The sequence below is a fragment of the Paraburkholderia sp. PGU19 genome (assembly GCF_013426915.1).
Lineage (GTDB): Bacteria > Pseudomonadota > Gammaproteobacteria > Burkholderiales > Burkholderiaceae > Paraburkholderia.
Genome location: NZ_AP023179.1, coordinates 2,986,912 through 3,004,195 on the forward strand (window position 1 = coordinate 2,986,912; position 17,284 = coordinate 3,004,195).

The 17,284-nt window shown below is 61.5% G+C and carries 15 protein-coding genes; 5 read left to right on the forward strand and 10 right to left on the reverse strand.

Annotated features, from left to right (window positions below):
• Positions 1–120 precede the first annotated feature (120 nt).
• From H1204_RS13615 to xylA, 6 genes are all read right to left on the reverse strand, one after another.
• On the reverse strand, positions 121–1,518 hold the full coding sequence (locus H1204_RS13615) for an MFS transporter (protein ID WP_180728714.1): 1,398 nt from the start codon (positions 1,516–1,518) through the stop codon (positions 121–123).
• A 55-nt stretch (positions 1,519–1,573) separates the two neighbouring features.
• On the reverse strand, positions 1,574–2,323 hold the full coding sequence (locus H1204_RS13620) for a type IV pili methyl-accepting chemotaxis transducer N-terminal domain-containing protein (RefSeq protein WP_180728715.1): 750 nt from the start codon (positions 2,321–2,323) through the stop codon (positions 1,574–1,576).
• A gap of 452 nt (positions 2,324–2,775) precedes the next feature.
• Positions 2,776–3,972, reverse strand: a complete 1,197-nt coding sequence (locus H1204_RS13625) for a sugar ABC transporter permease (protein ID WP_180728716.1) — start codon at positions 3,970–3,972, stop codon at positions 2,776–2,778.
• On the reverse strand, positions 3,969–5,546 hold the full coding sequence (gene xylG, locus H1204_RS13630; RefSeq protein WP_180728717.1) for a D-xylose ABC transporter ATP-binding protein: 1,578 nt from the start codon (positions 5,544–5,546) through the stop codon (positions 3,969–3,971). The genes H1204_RS13625 and xylG overlap by 4 nt, the downstream gene beginning before the upstream one ends.
• Positions 5,547–5,620: 74 nt before the next feature.
• Positions 5,621–6,649: a D-xylose ABC transporter substrate-binding protein gene (xylF, locus tag H1204_RS13635; protein ID WP_180728718.1), complete on the reverse strand. Its 1,029-nt coding sequence runs from the start codon at positions 6,647–6,649 to the stop codon at positions 5,621–5,623.
• A gap of 212 nt (positions 6,650–6,861) precedes the next feature.
• Entirely contained in the window at positions 6,862–8,187 is a 1,326-nt protein-coding gene (xylA, locus tag H1204_RS13640; protein WP_180728719.1) for a xylose isomerase, read from the reverse strand.
• A gap of 385 nt (positions 8,188–8,572) precedes the next feature.
• On the opposite strand from xylA, the gene H1204_RS13645 reads away from it, so the two are divergent.
• The 3 genes from H1204_RS13645 to H1204_RS13655 all read left to right on the forward strand — a co-directional run bounded on the left by H1204_RS13645 (position 8,573) and on the right by H1204_RS13655 (position 11,929).
• A complete protein-coding gene (locus H1204_RS13645; RefSeq protein WP_180728720.1) occupies positions 8,573–9,775 on the forward strand; it encodes a DNA-binding transcriptional regulator in 1,203 nt (400 codons plus the stop codon).
• A 30-nt stretch (positions 9,776–9,805) separates the two neighbouring features.
• Positions 9,806–10,897: an aldose epimerase family protein gene (locus H1204_RS13650; RefSeq protein ID WP_180728721.1), complete on the forward strand. Its 1,092-nt coding sequence runs from the start codon at positions 9,806–9,808 to the stop codon at positions 10,895–10,897.
• 327 nt (positions 10,898–11,224) lie between these two features.
• On the forward strand, positions 11,225–11,929 hold the full coding sequence (locus H1204_RS13655) for a PepSY-associated TM helix domain-containing protein (RefSeq protein WP_180728722.1): 705 nt from the start codon (positions 11,225–11,227) through the stop codon (positions 11,927–11,929).
• A gap of 87 nt (positions 11,930–12,016) precedes the next feature.
• On the opposite strand, the gene H1204_RS13660 is transcribed toward H1204_RS13655, so the two are convergent.
• Complete coding sequence (locus H1204_RS13660; RefSeq protein ID WP_180728723.1) at positions 12,017–12,790, reverse strand: SDR family oxidoreductase; 774 nt, start codon at positions 12,788–12,790, stop codon at positions 12,017–12,019.
• Between the two features lie 150 nt (positions 12,791–12,940).
• On the opposite strand from H1204_RS13660, the gene H1204_RS13665 reads away from it, so the two are divergent.
• Positions 12,941–13,531 carry a TetR/AcrR family transcriptional regulator gene (locus tag H1204_RS13665; protein ID WP_180728724.1) on the forward strand — a complete coding sequence of 197 codons (591 nt, stop codon included), beginning with the start codon at positions 12,941–12,943 and terminating at the stop codon, positions 13,529–13,531.
• Positions 13,532–13,726: 195 nt separating this feature from the next.
• Positions 13,727–14,029, forward strand: a complete 303-nt coding sequence (locus tag H1204_RS13670) for a hypothetical protein (protein WP_243468633.1) — start codon at positions 13,727–13,729, stop codon at positions 14,027–14,029.
• Between the two features lie 89 nt (positions 14,030–14,118).
• Here the strand turns inward: H1204_RS13670 and H1204_RS13675 are convergent, their stop codons facing one another.
• The 3 genes from H1204_RS13675 to H1204_RS13685 all read right to left on the reverse strand — a co-directional run bounded on the left by H1204_RS13675 (position 14,119) and on the right by H1204_RS13685 (position 17,283).
• Positions 14,119–14,970: a carbohydrate ABC transporter permease gene (locus H1204_RS13675; RefSeq protein WP_054928803.1), complete on the reverse strand. Its 852-nt coding sequence runs from the start codon at positions 14,968–14,970 to the stop codon at positions 14,119–14,121.
• Between the two features lie 12 nt (positions 14,971–14,982).
• Positions 14,983–15,936 (reverse strand): sugar ABC transporter permease, encoded by a 954-nt coding sequence (locus tag H1204_RS13680; RefSeq protein ID WP_180728726.1) that lies wholly within the window; start codon positions 15,934–15,936, stop codon positions 14,983–14,985.
• A gap of 81 nt (positions 15,937–16,017) precedes the next feature.
• On the reverse strand, positions 16,018–17,283 hold the full coding sequence (locus H1204_RS13685) for an extracellular solute-binding protein (protein ID WP_180728727.1): 1,266 nt from the start codon (positions 17,281–17,283) through the stop codon (positions 16,018–16,020).
• Position 17,284 lies beyond the last annotated feature (1 nt).

The window sequence follows — 17,284 nt, forward strand, 5'->3', positions numbered from 1 at the left end:
ATCGGCATGTCCTATTCATCAGACAAACAACTCGCGCTTGACGAGGCCCAAAATGACAATCGCCAGCGCACAATGCGCTGGCGATCATTCATGGAAAAGCGTGACTACAGCAAACCGTCATCACGCCCCGCTATCCACACTCACCCCCGCGCGAATCGGCTCGACCACCACAAGGCTCTCCTTCGGCAACGCCCACTCTAGCCAGCGCGCGCGGTGCAGCACCACGAGGCCGAACGCCAGAGCCGACAGCACGCCAAACGTCGCAAAGCCCATCTGATAGCTGCCCGTGCCTTCCTTCGCGATGCCCATGATCACAGGCAGATAGAACCCGCCGATTCCGCCCGCCGCGCCAACGATCCCCGACATCAGCCCCGTCTTGCCCTTCCACCGTTGCGGCACCAGTTGGAACGTCGCGCCGTTGCCCAACCCGAAGCACACATACATCGCGATCAACAAGGCAATGCCAGCCGACGCCGGCGGCATCCACGCCGCAAACAGGAAGTCGCACAGCGAAATTGCGGCAAGCAGAATCACCAGCGCACGCACACCCGAAATACGATCCGCGACCAGACCGCCGACAGGACGCACCAGCGCACCAATACAAGCCAGCAGCGACATGAAGAGCCCCGCTTCAAGACGCGGCATCTGATACAGCGAAATCAGCAGCGTCGTCACATACGACGACATGCCGACGAAACCACCAAACGTAATGCTATAGACCAGCATCACCACCCACGTATCGCCCTCGACGAGCACGCTGCGATAGTGCTTCGGCAGCACCGCAATCGCGAGCAGTGCGCCGAGCACGGGCAGCAGCAGCACGCCCGTCTTGCCCGCGCCGAACACGCCCGCATGCACAGCGACCACGAGCGCGACGAGACCCACCAGCGTCACGATGAAGCTGCGCATCGCCTGCACGCCGCTGCCCGACTTCTGTCCAAGATCCTTCGCCCAGAAAAACAGCGCGATAGCGGCAAGACTCAGCAGCGGCAGCGCTGCGCCTGCGGCCTTCGCCCAGCCGAACTGATCAGCGAGCGCGGGGAACATGAAACCGTCGAGCACCGCACCGATATTGCCCGCAGCCGCGAGCCCCAGCACCAGACCCTGCACTTTCGGCGGATAGTTGCTGCCCGCCATCGGCAGCGCAACGGCAAAGCTCGCCCCGCCGACGCCGAGAAACACGCCGAGAATCAGCAGCAGCGTGTACGACGGCGCGCCCGGCATCAGCAGCAGCACGACGGAAGGAATCGCCGACAGCGCGATGCCCATCAGCGCGACGCGGCGTCCGTCGCAAGCCTGGTAGAGATTGCCGAGCGTCACGCGCAGGATCGCCGCACCGAGCACGGGCACCGCGACGAGGAAGCCCAGTTCCGCGGGCGACATCGCGATGTCCTTGTGAATGAACGGCGCGAGCGGCCCGAACATCACCCAGACGGTAAAGCCGGTATCGAAGTAGAGGAAGCACGCAAGCAGTGCGCGCCAGTTACCGCTCGCAAGCGAATTCAGCAGGTTTCTCATGGGTCTCTCTCTCATTGAACGAAAACAGGGCTGATGCGTGGGGTCGAGCAAAGAACTAGGGGAAAGCACGTTCGGTCGCGCGGGGCCGCGCAGACTGCGCGACGTGATGCGCCGGTTTGCGGGGCGCGCCGTGCCGCGACGATGCGTCGTCGGTGTCGCGATCGACGACGCTGTAGATCAGTGTGTCCATCTCCTTGATGATGTCGGCGAGCACCGTCGTGATGACGGCGAACTCGCGGCCGTACGAACCCGCGCGCGCCGCCGAAATGCGCGCATTCAACGCGACAATGTTCGCCTGCATCGAAATGCTCGATAGCTGTTCCGCGATTGCGGCCTGACGGCGCTGCGTTGCCGCTTCGATACCGCGCATCTCGTTCTGATAGGCCAGCGTGATTTCCTGCAGCAGTTCGAGCAGCGGCGTCGCCTGCGCGACGAGGGCATCGACATGCTCGCGTGTCGCGTCGTCATTCGCCTCGACGCGCGCGACCGTTTCATCCGTCAACGCGATGAAGCGCCGCACGCGTTCATCCGCCTTGCGCGTGCCGTAATAGAGCTGCTGCAACGCAGCCGAGAACACGCCGGGCAAATGATCACTGCCGTTCACAAGCACGCGATGCGTCGCCGCAAACGTCGCGAGGCATTCGCGCGTGATGGCGAGCGCATTCATATCGCCATGCGACGCGAGCAACACATGCAGCACGATGCGTTGCGAAAGCATCCGCTGACGGCCCGACAGATTGATCAGTTCGCCGATCGTCTGTCCGGACACTTCACTGCGTTGTGTGGTGATCTGCTCGTTCGTCATGCTGGATCGCGTCGATGCGCGCTTTTCGGTTGCGCAAAAAAAAAGCGTCCCGAAGCGCACGCGCGCCGCCCGATCACATGGATCGAACGCTCCTCGCACGTTGCGTTTCGGGACGCCGTTGCCCCATCGGTCCGCTCGCATTGCGAGCGTCCCTGAAAAACTGGATTTCGTTGAAGCCGCCATTGGCTACGCGGCGAATAATGCAATAGGTATGCCATCGGCCTGTTTTCGGCCGATGCATGCATGTCGAAAGGGACTTGAGGGCGCGCTTGCGGAGCGCGCAATCGCTTGCTGGACGGGGCGTGCGCGTATTCTTCGATTTTTCGCGCAAGGCCTGTTGCCGCTACGTCCCGCCAATGAAAAAGCGCCCTTCTCAGGGCGCTTGTGCGCGCCTCAACGAAGCGCGCCGATGCTGTGCCGTGGTGCAGCGCACCACGGCCGTGCGCTCTGCGCTAGCGCCGGTCGGACCCCGAGATCACGTCGATCCACACCGCGAGCACGAGAATGCCGCCCTTCACGATCATCTGCCAGTACGAGTCGACGTCGAGCATCGACATGCCGTTGTCGAGGCTCGCCATCACCAGCGCGCCGATCAGCGCGCCATATACGGTGCCTGAGCCACCGCGCATCGACGTGCCGCCGATAAAGCACGCCGCAATCGCATCGAGTTCGCCCATCGACCCCGCCGACGGCGAGCCCGCCGCGAGTCGCGCCGTATTGATGAGGCCGCCGAATGCACACATCAGCCCCATCAGCGCGAAGATCGCGAGCTTCACGCGGTTCGTGTTGACACCCGAAAGGCGCGTCGCTTCGAGATTCGAGCCGACCGCGTAGATACGCCGGCCGAATACGGTTTGCGTCGCGATGTACGTGAAAATGCCGAGCAGCGCGAGCAACAGCAATACGGGCACGGGAATACCGCCATAACGGTTGAGCGTCGCGACGAACGCAAGCAGGATCAGGCCCGTAGCGACGATCTTCACGCCGTCCTGCCACAGCGGCACGACGCTCAGGTTGTAATGCTGGCGCTTCTGCCGCTGCCGCACGGTCAATGCGGCGAGCAGCACGAACAGCACGACAGCAAGCGTGTCGCCTGCAATGCGCGGCAAGTAGCCCTGACCGATGAAGACGAAGTCGTCGGACACAGGCGCGATCGTCGATCCGCCCGTCACGCCGAGCAGCACGCCGCGATACGCGAGCATGCCGCCCAACCCGACGATGAACGACGGCACACGCAGATACGTCGACCACCAGCCGTTGAAAAGGCCGATCGCGACGCCGAGCAGCATCACGACGGGCAGCGTCGCCGCGAGCGGCCAGTGATAGGTGACGTTGAGTATTGCCGCGACGCCGCCGAGCAGCCCGAGCAGCGATCCGACCGACAGATCGATCTCGCCCGAGATGATGACGAACACCATCCCGCACGCGAGCATTCCCGTGATCGACATCTGCCGCAACAGGTTCGACAGATTGCGCGGCGTGACGAACGCGCCTTCCGTGAGGAACGAAAAGAACACCCAGATGACGGCGACGGCAAGCAGCAACGCGAGCAGCTTGTAGCGCGCGAACAGCTGCTTGATACGCTGTCCCGATGCGAGTGATGCGCCGTGTTTCGCGTGGCTATCGGAAGAAGTGAGATCAGGAGTCATGCGACGCTCGCCAGTTGAGTGGGGCCCTTGCCTTTCGTGTCCGCGTCTTTCGTGTTCGTCGCGATCGCGGCCGTCAGAATATGTTCCTGCGTGAGACCGTCATTCACAAAATCGCCGCGCAACTCGCCTTCGCCGATCACGAGCACGCGATCGCTCACGCCGAGCACTTCCGTCAATTCCGACGACACCATGATGATCGACACGCCGCGCTTCGCGAGCGCGAACATCAGCTTGTAGATTTCGAACTTCGCGCCGACATCGACGCCGCGTGTCGGCTCGTCGAGAATCAGCACGGAGGGATTCGTGAGCAGCATGCGCGTGAGCACCGCCTTCTGCTGGTTGCCGCCCGAAAGGCTCGCAATCGACAGCATTGGCGACGCTGCGCGCACGGACAGGCGCTTCATTTCCGAGTTGATCGTGTCGAGTTCGGATGCGGTATCGATGCGCCCGCCTTTCGCGAAGCGTTGCAACACGGCGAGCGTGATGTTATGACCCACGCCCAGCTGCGGCACGATGCCGTGACGCTTGCGGTCCTCCGGCACCATTGCGATGCCTGCCGTGATCGCATCGGCGGGTGCGCGGATTTTCAGGCGCTTGCCGTCCATCCACACTTCAGCCTCGCTCACACCCGGATACGCGCCGAAGATCGCCTGCATCAACTCCGTGCGCCCCGCACCGACCAGTCCCGCGACGCCGAGAATTTCGCCCTTGCGCAACGCAAACGACACATCGTCGACGCGCTTGCGGTTCGTATTCGTCACGTCATAGCACGTCACGTTGCGCGCCTCGAAGATCACGTCGCCGATCTCATGCGGTTCGCGCGGAAACAGATTCGTGATCTCGCGCCCGACCATCATCGCGATGATGCGATCGGTGGTGAGCTGCTTCATCGGCTGCGTGGCGACGTGCTTGCCGTCGCGTATCACGGTGATCGTGTCGCACACGGCTTCCACTTCATCGAGCTTGTGCGAGATATACACGCAAGCCACGCCGCGCTTTTTCAGATCGCGCACGATATCGAGCAGGATCTTCGTTTCCGCTGCCGTCAACGATGACGAAGGCTCGTCGAGTATCAGCAGTCGGGCCTGCTTGTTGAGCGCCTTGGCGATTTCGATCAGTTGCTGATGCCCGCCGCCATAGTTCATCACCGGCTGCGCGACGTTGATGCCTGCGATATTCAGTTCGCGCAAGAGTTCGTCGGCGCGCTGATACATCGCCGCGTAATTCATGCGGCCGCCGGGCAGCGTGATTTCGTTGCCGAGGAAAATGTTCTCGGCCACCGACAATTGCGGCACCAGCATCAGTTCCTGATGGATGATGACGATGCCTGCGCGTTCGGTATCGCGGATGTTCTGCGCGACGAGCGGCTTGCCGTCCCAGAGGATTTCGCCGGACCACTCGCCATGTGGATAGACGCCGGAGACGATCTTCATCAGCGTCGATTTGCCGGCGCCATTTTCGCCGCACAGTCCGACGCATTCGCCGGGCGCGACGACGAGATCGATGCCGTCGAGCGCCTTCACCCCGGCAAACGATTTGGCGATGCCGCGCAACTCCAGAAGCGCTTGTGCCATGCGTAATGTCCTGGATGGATGAAAGATGCGCGAGCGCTTCTGTCTGTGACGATCAGAAGTGCCCGCGCCCGCTATCAGTTGCCAGCCAGTTGCGCCTGCGTATAGAAGCCGTCCTTGATCACGACATCGACGTTGCTCTTGGTAAGAAGCGTGGGTTGCAGAAGCACCGTATCGACCTGCTTCTTGCCGTTGTCGTACTTCGCGTTGTACGCGGGCTTGTCGCCCTTCGCGAGATCGACGGCGAGCTTGGCCGCCTCACCTGCGATCAGCTTCAGCGGTTTGTAGACGGTCATCGTCTGCGTGCCCGCGATCACGCGCTTCACAGCCGCAAGGTCCGCATCCTGACCTGACACGGGCACCTTGCCCGCCATCTTCTGCGCGGCGAGCGCCTGGATCGCGCCGCCTGCTGTGCCGTCGTTCGACGCGACGATCGCATCGATCTTGTTGTTGTTCGCGGTCAGTGCGTCTTCCGTGATGCGCAGCGCGGTCGCCGCGCTCCATTCCGGCACCCACTGCTGGCCAACGATCTTCACGTCGCCGCGATCGATGGCGGGCTTGAGCACCTTCAACTGCCCTTCGCGCAGCATCTTCGCGTTGTTGTCGGTCGGTGCGCCGCCGAGCAGGAAGTAGTTGCCTTTGGGCTGCGCGTTGTAGACGCCTTGCGCCTGGAGTTCACCGACCTTCTCGTTGTCAAACGAGATATAGGCATCGACATCGGCATCGAGAATCAGCCGGTCATACGACACGACCTTGATTCCTGCCTTGTGCGCTTCGGCGACGACATTGCCCAGGGTCTTCGAATTGAACGGCACGATCACGATCACGTCGACACCGCGCGAGATCAGGTTTTCGATCTGCGAGATTTGCCGCGCTTCGCTTGCGTCGGCGGATTGCACGGAGACTTTCGCGCCGAGCTTGGTTGCTGCGGCGACGAAATAGTCGCGATCGCGCGACCAGCGCTCAACGCGCAGGTCGTCGATACAGAAGCCGATTTCGGGCTTATCCTTGCTCGCGTGCGCGAGCGGCGCGATCATCGTCAGGCCGGCGGCCATCGCGGCGCAAACGAGGGAACTCAATACGGAACGACGCATTGCAGATTTCATGTCTCACTCCATTTAGGGTTGCGTGCAGTTTCGAATGCGAGAGAGTCGAACCGCCGTCTTAACCTCAGGGTGCGCTGCGAATACCTGTTCGCGAGCGTCAATTTTGAAAACTGCCCCATTTTTGTTTGCACGACAGCGTGTGCCGTGCGCGCCGGCGGAGCAATTGCGAAATCTACCGGCGCTGCTAACGTTTTTTCGTGCCTTTGCGTTGCCTATTTAGCGGCTGAGTAGATTGCCTGATTGACGATGTTCTCCAGACGCTCCTGCTGTCCGCTGACATGACGCGGCGCGATGTTTCGCTGCACTGCATCGCTTGCCAGCGATTCGAGCGAATAGCCGCCCGCCAGCACCTTACGGCCGAAATCGCTGTCCCATCCCGCATAGCGCTGCTGCTTGAACGCGCCCAACGTGTCGTTCTCGACGAGATGAGCTGCGCGCTCCAGGGCGACGGCGATCACATCGATTGCGCCGATATGGCCGTGCACCAGGTCTTCGGGATCGATACTCTGGCGGCGGACCTTTGCATCGAAGTTCATGCCGCCCGTCTTAAAGCCGCCGTTGCGCAGGATCTCGTAGAACGCGAGCGTGAGTTCTTCCACACTATTTGGGAACTGGTCCGTGTCCCAGCCGTTTTGCGCGTCGCCGCGATTTGCGTCGATGCTGCCGAAAATGCCGAGCGCGAATGCGTTGGCGATTTCGTGGTGAAACGAATGACCGGCGAGTGTTGCGTGATTTGCTTCGATGTTCACGCGGATTTCATCCTGCAAGCCGAATTGCGTCAGAAAGCCGTGGACTGTCGCGACGTCGTAGTCATATTGATGCTTGGTCGGCTCTTGCGGTTTCGGCTCGATCAGCAGTGCGCCCTTGAAGCCCAACTTGTGCTTGTGCTCGACGACCATGCTCATGAAGCGGCCAAGCTGCTCGCGCTCGCGTTTCAGGTCGGTGTTGAGCAAGGTTTCGTAGCCTTCGCGGCCGCCCCACAGCACGTAGTTCTCGCCTTTCAGGCGCTGCGTTGCTTCCAGCGCGTTCAATACCTGGGTTGCGGCGAAGGCGAACACATCGGGATTCGGGTTGGTTGCTGCGCCTGCCGCATAGCGTGGATGCGAGAAGAGGTTTGCCGTGCCCCATAGGAGCCTGACGCCCGTCTGCTCCTGCTTGCGCGCGAGCACGTCCGTCATCGTCTTGAAGTTGTTCACGTAGCTTTTGATGCTGTCGCCTTCGGGCGCTACGTCGGCGTCATGGAATGTGTAGAACGGGGTGCCGAGTTTCTGGAACAGTTCGAACGCGTGATCGGCCTTGGCGTGCGCCTTTTCCAGCGCATCACCCGAGCGATGCCATGGACGCTCGAACGTGCCTGGTCCGAACATGTCCGCGCCGGGCCATACGAAGGTATGCCAGTAGCAGACGGCGAGGCGTAGATGATCTTCCATCCGTTTGCCGAGCACGAGTTTGTCCTTGTCGTAGTGGCGATAGGCGAACGGGTTGTCTGTGTGAGGGCCCTCGTAGCGCACGGCGGGCAAGTGTTCGAAGTAGGACATGCGCGTCTCCTGGAATGTCGTAGTGTCGGCTCGACGTTGCATCGAGCTGTGCATGAAGTGATGTCATGCTGACGCTTGCTGGTTTGTGCGGCAATTGCGAAATTCGCCAGCGGGGGTGGTGATTCTTTGTGGTTGCTGGCGCAGGGGGATGGGGCGCCTAGAATTGGCGCGATGGGTTTGGTTGTGTGATTTGGTTTGGTTTGCCAGGGTTTTCACTGGCATCCGCGTTTTGTCTTCGTGCTTCAAGCGTCGCCCCTGTGCGGGGCGACGCTTGAACGGCAAAAACCAAAACGCGGATACCAGCGCAAAGACAAGCACATCGAACGGCGACACAAAGCACAAACCGATAGGCAAGCAAAACCAACCCTCACTGCTCGGAGAGCAAATGCCCCAGCGAACGCACCGAATTGCACTGCTCTTCAACGCAAACAAAGTCTACGACCGAGAAATCATCACAGGCATCGGCAACTACCTGCTTTCAACGCGAGTCGCCTGGGACCTCTTCCTTGAAGAGGACTTCCGCGCGCGCCTAAACGGCATAGAACGTTTCGAAGGCGACGGCTTCATCGCCGACTTCGATGACCCCGCAGTCTGCGAAGCGCTCGCCGACTCGCCCTTACCTGTCGTCGCCGTAGGCGGCTCATACGAAGACGCATCGAAGTACCCACCAAACCTGCCCTACATAGCGACCGACAACATGCAACTCATGTCGCTCGCGTATAAACACCTGATCGGCGCCGGCCTGCAACGCTTCGCCCTCTACAGCCTGCCCGAATCCCCGACCAACCGCTGGGCGCAAGAACGCGAACTCGCATTCAACACGCTGCTGAAAGCAGATGGCATGGAAGGCGACGTGCACCGCGGCCTACCGACCAGCGCGCCCGTCTGGCACCAGGCCAGCGTGCAACTCACCCAATGGCTACAAAGCCTGCCCAAACCCGTCGGCATCATCGCGGTAACGGACGCCCGCGCGCGTCAGGTCTTGCAGGCATGCCTGATCAGCGGCATCCCCGTGCCCGAACAGGTCGCAATCATCGGCATCGACAACGATCCGCTAACGCGTTCGCTCACCCGCATTCCGCTTTCATCAGTGATTCAGGGCACAGAGGAAATGGGCCGCACGGCCGCGCACCTTCTGCATCAGATGCTGGGCGGCGCGCGCTTCGCAGGCCGTCGCATCCTCGTGCCGCCCGTCGGCATCAACGTATGCGAATCGACGAAGCACGAGCCGCTCGCGAGCCCTTACGTGATGCGCGCGCGTCACTACATCCGGCAATACGCCTGCCAGGGTATCAAGACAGAACAGGTCGCCGATTACGTCGGCGTGTCGCGTTCGTCACTTGAAGATTACTTCCGGCGCGAACTCGGCTGCACCGTGCATCAGGAAATCCTCAAGCACAAGCTCGATGTCGCCAAGCAACTGCTCGCCCAGCAGGACATGTCGAGCGCGGAAGTCGCGATTCGCTGCGGCTTCACTTCGTTGCAATACATGTACGCCGTGTTCCGCCGCGAACTCGACTGCACGCCGCGCGAGTATCAGGAACGCATGCAAGCCGCGCAATCGGCTCACAATGCGCCATCCGCATAAATGCCTTAATCTGGTTTGATCCGCGACGATATGAATTTCGCCGACATGCACAGCACCGATACATCTCTTTCATCCAGCGTCCAGGTCGATCGCTGGGGCACGTTACCCGGCCTCGGCGACATTCGTCTGTTCACACTGCGCAACGCGCACGGCATGCGTGCCACCATCAGTGATCTCGGCGCGACGCTCGTCTCATGGCATGCGCCCGACCGCGCGGGCCGCGTCGCCGATGTCCTGCTCGGCCACGACACGCCCGCCGATTATCTGGCGAGCCGCTGGTTCTTCGGCTCGACCATCGGCCGCTGGGCGAACCGCATCGCGCAGGCACGCTTCACGCTCGACGGCGTCGTGTATCAGCTTGATCGCAATGACGGCGACAACCTGCTGCACGGTGGTATCAACGGATTTCACAAGGCCCTTTGGCATGCGCGCGAAGTGGACGGCGCGCTGGTGCTGTCGCACGAATCGCCCGAAGGTGACGCAGGTTTTCCCGGCGCGGTCGCGGCAACCGTGCGCTATGCGCTCGACGACGACGGCGCGCTCACGATCGACTACGACGCAACCGCCGATGCGCCCACGCCCATCAGCCTCACGAATCACGCGTACTTCAATCTGTCCGGCGACGCGTCCGCCGATGCGCCCGACATTCGCGGCCACGTGATCGCGATCGACGCGGACGCCTTCTTCGCCATCGACGACACGATGATCCCCATCGAAAGAAAAGACGTCGCAGGCAGCGTATTCGACTTTCGCGCGGGTGCGCCGATTGGCGCGCGTCTCGACTGGCCGGATGCGCAACTCGCGCGCGCAGGCGGCTTCGATCATTGCTACGTGCTGCGCGACGGCACTGCCGCGACGTGCACGGCCGCCACGCTCTACGATCCCGCCAGCGGACGCGAGCTGACGGTATCGACGGACGCGAAGGGCTTGCAGTTCTATACGGGCAACTTTCTCGCGGGCGTCGCAGGACGCAACGGCAAGACGTACGGCAAGCACGCGGCGTTGTGCCTCGAAACAGGCGCGTTTCCGAATCAGGTCAACATGCCGGACGCCGAACAGGTCGTGCTACGGCCCGGTGAACGTTATCGCCACACCACCGTCTACCGGCTCGGCGTGCGTTGAGTACTGGCCGCGGAATAGCTTCCATATTTCTTACGTAATCTGTCGAAACATTGCCGCTGTTGTAATTCGCGCCCGATGATTGCGGCATTCATTACGCCATGAAATCATAGGCAGCCTTTTCTGATCTCAAAGCCAGCCCACTACGGCGCCCAATCCAGGGGCAAAGCGGCCAGCCAGCAAACGCCATCGCATCCCCCCGACGATGGTCATTCCGTCACGAAGCATCACGCGCGTCGCGAGCATCGACGGCCCGACGCGTGCGCCAGCCATTTCGATGACGGTTGCGGTCAGTTGCAACCCTACGCTGTCTTGCCCCTGGAGCGACCCGTGAACACACCCGAAACCGTTGTCATCGATTCCCCCGCGCGCGCCAATGGGCAAAGCAAAAGCGCCGGCAACGGCGCGCCGCCCGCCGGGTCGCGCCGCATCACGTTCATCCGCTGGCTGCGCAAGGTGCATAGCTGGATCGGCCTGTGGGGCGCGGCGCTCGGTCTTCTGATGGGTACGAGCGGCTTTTTGCTGAATCATCGCGGCGGCCCGCTGCGTGTTTCGACGGGCGAACCGCAGGTCGAGTCCCTGCAGGTGAAGCTGCCGCAGCCCGCGCCCGAATCGCCGCGCGATCTCGCCAAATGGCTCAAGCAGGAACTGAAGGTGCAAGGCAAACCGGGCCGTGTGCAGAAGGAGCTGTCGCATCCCGCCGCGTGGGGTGATCGCAAGGCCGTTCAGCCGGAACACTGGCAGGTGAGCTTCGCGTCACCTGGCGAAAACACACAGGCGGAGTACTGGGTCGGCAACGACTATGTGACCGTCAAACGCAGCGCCAACACGTTCCTCGCGGCGCTGACGAATCTGCACAAGGGCGTGGGCCTGAGCGTCGGCTGGGTGCTGCTGATCGACACGTTTGCGGGCGGCGTGATCCTGCTGTCACTGACAGGCGTCTTGCTGTGGACGCAGTTGAACAGGCGCCGCACGATCGGCGCGGTGCTGGTGCTCGGGTCGGTCGTCGCCGCTATCGTCGCCGGGATGTCCTGACGCGTCGCGCTCATCGAATAGAACAAAGGGCGATGCACCGCTGTGCATCGCCCTTTTTCCTTGAAGCCTTTAAAACCGCAAAATCTTTTATCGGCGGAAGGCCGGCGCGCCCATCGGTGCTCCTGTGTTACCGCCGTCAACGACGATCTCTGCCGCCGTCATCCCCGACGCCGCATCCGATGCGAGGAACACAGCCGCCTGCGCCACTTCTTCGGCCAGTGCGAAACGGCCCATCGGGATCATCGGCGAGAGCGCCGTTTCCGTCGCGTCGAGCGTTGCGCCTTCACGGTCGCCGCGCGTCCAGATCGACGTGCGCGTGCCGCCAGGAATGACTGTATTCACGCGAATGCCGCGCGTGACGAGCTCCGAAGCGAGCACGCGTGCCATGCCGGAGATCGCCGCCTTCGATGCCGAATACGCCGACGACCCCGGCGCGCCCAGCTGACGCATCACCGAGCCGTTCAGCACGATCGAACCACCGTCGCCCATCAGCGGCACGGCCGCCTGCACGGTGAGGAACACTGCCGTCACGTTGGTGCGCATGATCGCTTCAAACTTCTCCGCCGTCGTACTGCCGACAGGCGTCGCGCCGCTCACGCCCGCATTCGCGAACACGATATCCAGCTTGCCGAACTTGTCCGCGATGACTTTCATCACTTCATTGATGGCCGCGGGATCGTCGAGGTCCGCGCGGATGGGAAGCGCGTTCGGGCCCAGCTCGGCCGCCGCTTCGTCGAGCTTCTTCTGGTCGCGGCCCGTGATCGCCACGCGCGCGCCTTGCGCGATCAGGATGCGCGCCGCCGCGAAACCGATGCCGCCGTTGCCGCCTGTGATGAGTGCCGTCTTGTTTGCGAATGACATGAGCATTTCTCCAGAAATTAAGGTTGGGGCGGACATCCGCCCGCAGTCGCTTTATAATTGCAACTGCAATCTTAAATTAATGATAGTGACCGCAATCAATACGTGTCAAGCGGTTTTTCTCACCGTTTGTTGCGGAAGGTGGATCAAGCGATGAAAGTCAGCAAGGAAAAGGCGGCACAAAACCGCGCAGCCCTTGTCGAAACGGCCGCGCGTCTCTTCAGGACACACGGCATCGACGGCGTCGGTGTCGCCGAAATCGGCAAGGCGGCGGGGCTCACCCATGGCGCGCTCTACGCGCACTTCCCGTCGAAGGAAGCGCTCGCGGCGGAAGCGCTCGCGCACGGTCTGCAGATTGGCCACGAACGCATGACCCGAACGCGCGATGGCCATGCACCGAGCCTGAGCGAACTGCTCGACAGCTATTTGTCAGAAGAAAAACGCGACGATATCGCGAACGGCTGCGCGATGGCGGCGTCGGCGAGCGAGGTGGGCCGTCAGGACGAGATGATCAGCGCGCGCTACAGCGAAGGTTTCGAGTTGATGGCGTCTGTGTTCGAAAAGCACCTGCGCGCGCACAAGGTGAAGGGCGACCCGCGCGAGAAGGCGATTGCGATTTCGTCGACGCTGATCGGCGCGATCGCGGCGTCGCGTGCGGTATTGAAGGCGCAGCCGGAGCTCGCGAACGACATTCTGCGCGCGGTGCGGCGCGCCGTCGGCGATATTGCGGGCGAGAAAGCCTGAGCGGCGGCCGAGCCGAACGAAGAAATGCTTCAAAAGCGCGACGCAATGCGCACGCGCCGCCGTCCACGCACGTCACGCCTTGAACTCGCGAATGCGATGTCCAATAGTTAAAAGGGAATAAAGAGGACCGCGTCGTAGTTCGTCAATTCATGGCGAACACGCCATTCTTCGAGCAAGGAGTGCATCGTGCGCAAGATCATTGTTTCGCTTCAGTTGACCACCGCTCTCGTGCTGTCTGTCGGCGCCGCGCTATCGAATGCGCAAGGGCTTTCCACCTACGATGACGTGAACGCGCCCGTCAACAGTACGCGCCTGATGCCCAACGCGCCGCGCGGCAGCGAATATCCGACGCACGGCAACCAGCAAGCCGGCGAAATGAATCTGAACCCCACTGATCCGCGCGCGCAACTCGTCACTGGCACGCCGAACAATGCGCAGTCGGGCGGCTATGGGTCGCCGCTCGCGGGTGTCCATACTGCTGTTCCACCGGGCCAATAACAAGCGCGACCGTCGCACGTAGAAAAAAGCCCGCTTGCGCGGGCAACCTTCTACCCGGAGACAACAACAAAAAAGTGCATCATCCCGCGCTATCCTTTCGTCGCGCCAAACGTCAGGCCCGCGACAAAGTGCTTCTGCATCGCAAAGAACATCGCGACGGAAGGCAGCGCAGCCAGAATCGAACCGGCCGACACGAGATTCCACGCCGTCGTCCATTGCCCTTTGAGCGCCGCGACCCCAACCGTGATCGGCGCGGCGTCATCGCCTTGGGTGAGGCACAGCGCCCAGAAGTAATCGTTCCAGACGAACGTGAAAACGAGAATGGCGAGCGCAGCAAGCGCGGGGCGAATCAGCGGCAGCACGATGCGGAAGAACACCGTCCACTCACCCGCCCCTTCGATACGCGCCGCTTCGACCAGTTCATACGGCAACTGCTTGATGAAGTTACGCAGAAAGAGCGCACAAAACCCCGTCTGAAACGACACGTGAAAGAGAATCAGCGCGCCGAGCGTATTGAAGATACCGAGGCTCAGCGACAGATCGCGCACGGGAATCATCAGAATCTGGATCGGCACGAAGTTACCCGCGACGAAGGTCGCGAAGAGCGTCGTGTTGCCGCGAAACTTGTAGATGGCCAGTGCAAAACCCGCCATCGCCGCGAGCGCAATCGAACCGACCACGGCAGGCACCGTGATCAGCACGCTGTTCCAGAAGTAATGCAGCATCGGCGACGTGGTGAGCGCTTCGCGATAGTTGTCTATAAGCGCGATGTGCTTCGGCCAGCCCCAGTAATTACCTTCGCTCAGTTCTTCCGTCGAACGCACCGACGTGACGAGCACGGCGATCATCGGCAGTAGCCAGATCAGGAGCGCAATCGGCAACGTCAGTTTGTACAACTGCCGGTTGAACGGCTTCCATTTGGCAACGGGCATCGGGTACATATCGTCCGCTCCTTACTGTTCGTTGCGCAGCATGCGGCGCAGGTGATAGACGATGTACACGAGCATGATCGCGAACAACACCACGGCAATCGACGCCGAATAGCCGATGCGGTAATACTTGATCGCCTGGTCGTACATGTAATAGGCGAGCACGGTCGAGCTTTCGAATGGCCCGCCGCCCGTCATCACCGAAATCAGATCGAAGCTGCGCAGTGCGCCGATCACCGTGACGACGATCGCCATGAACGTGACAGGCCGCAGCTGGGGCAGCACCACATGCCACAGCATCGACCAGCCCTTCGCGCCTTCCATGCGCGCGGCCTCGATCTGCTCGCTGTTCAGCGATGTCAGACCCGTCAGATAAAGAATCATGCAATACGCGGTCTGCGGCCAAAGCGCGGCGAAGATGATGCCGAATGTCGCATAGTGCGCGTCGCCGAGCACGGGCACGCCGTGGCCGAGTATCACTGCAAAGAGACCAAAGGTCGGATCGTAGAACCACGAGAAAATCAATCCAACCACAACGCCCGACAACACGAACGGCGCAAAGAACAGCGACTTCACGACGCGTATGCCCGCCACCGCCTGGTTCAGATAGAGCGCGACGGCGAGCCCCATCGGCGGCGCGAGCAGGAACAGCACGAGCCAGATGACGTTGTTCTTCAGCGCGGTATAGAAAGTCGGCGCCTGAAACAGTTCGATGTAGTTCGCGAGACCGACGAAGACCTTGTCGGTCATGCCGTCCCAGTTATAGAAGCTGAGCCATATCGACGACAGGATCGGCCAGACCACATACACCGCGACCATGAAGCACGCGGGCGCGAGAAACAGCAGCGCGGCCTTGCGCTGCCGCCGCGCGGTGGGCGACGGTCCACGCTTTTTCCGCGTGGCTCTCGGCGCTGGCGACGCCTGCGGCTGCGACGGCGGCGTGCCGTTGATGTCCTGACGTGTAACGGAGTGCGACACGACGATTCTCCATGCAACGAAATTGCTGCTTCGCGCCGGACGCGCATCTCGATACGCATCCGGCGCCACTGCCTCACATCCTTACTTCTTGTAGATGCGCTTGCGCGTCTGCTCCAGCTGCGCAAGGATCGCATCGATCTTCGTCGGATCGGCGACGAACTGCTGCATGCCCTTCATCCCTTCGTCGGCCATTTCCTTCGTCATGTCGCGATCGTAGAACTGCGCAATGCCGCCCTTCGTGTTCGACAGAATCTGGAAACCGATCTTCGAAATGGGATCTTCCGGCTCAGGCGACTTGCTGTTCGCCGACAGCGAGCCAAGACCCGTCGCGAGCTTCGCACCCTGCTCCGGCGTCTCGACGAACGCGAGGAACGTATGCGCGTCAGCCTTGTTCTTGGCCTTGGCCGGAATATGCAGCGATTCGACGGGACCATCTTCCGCCGTCGGCACGTTCGAGTCGATGATCGGGAACTGGAAGTAGCTCATGTTCGGCTTCACGTTCGGCGGAAAACCGCCCGTGATGAACGTGCCCATCAGCATCATCGCGGCCTTGCCCTGGAACAGGAACGGTTGTGCCGCATCCAGATCGTACGACAGCGAGTTGTCGATGAAATCCTTGTCGTCGAGCAACTGCTTCCACGTCGTGTAGACCTTCTTCACGCGCGGATCGGTGTACGGCACTTCGCCTGCCATCAGCTTCTGGTGGAACGCATTGCCGTTGATACGCAGGTCGAGATAATCGAACCAGCCCGCCAGCGTCCACGCATCGCGGCCGCCCACTGCGAACGGCGTGATGCCCGCCGCCTTGAGCTTCTTGCACGCGTCCATCAACTGGTCCCACGTCTTCGGCTCGGACGCGATCCCAGCCTTCTGGAACAGATCCTTGCGATAGAACAGGCCCCACGAGTAGTACACGGTCGGCGCCGCATACTGCTTGCCGTTGTACGTCGACGATTCCTTCGTCGATGCATACATGCTGTCCCAGCCGTTCTTCTTCCAGTCGCCGCTCAGGTCTTCAAAGAGACCGCGCCGCGCGTAGTACGCCATGCGCTCGCCGTTGTGCCAGTTGACGACATCGGGCGCGACCGTCGACAGCCAGCCCGGCAACTGCACCTTGTACGCCTCCTCATCGACGAACGACGCCTTCACGTCGATGTCGGGATGCGCCTTCTTGAAGTCATCGATTACCGATTGCCACACCGCGCGCTGGCTTGCGCCTTTGAACGCGATATTGATCGTCATCGTGCCCGCTTCAGCCGTCGTCGCCGCGAAAGGCGAAACGGCTGTGGCGACCGCGAGAGCTGCGGCTGCAATGGCGGTGCGTGCGTTGAATTTTCTTGCTGTCATC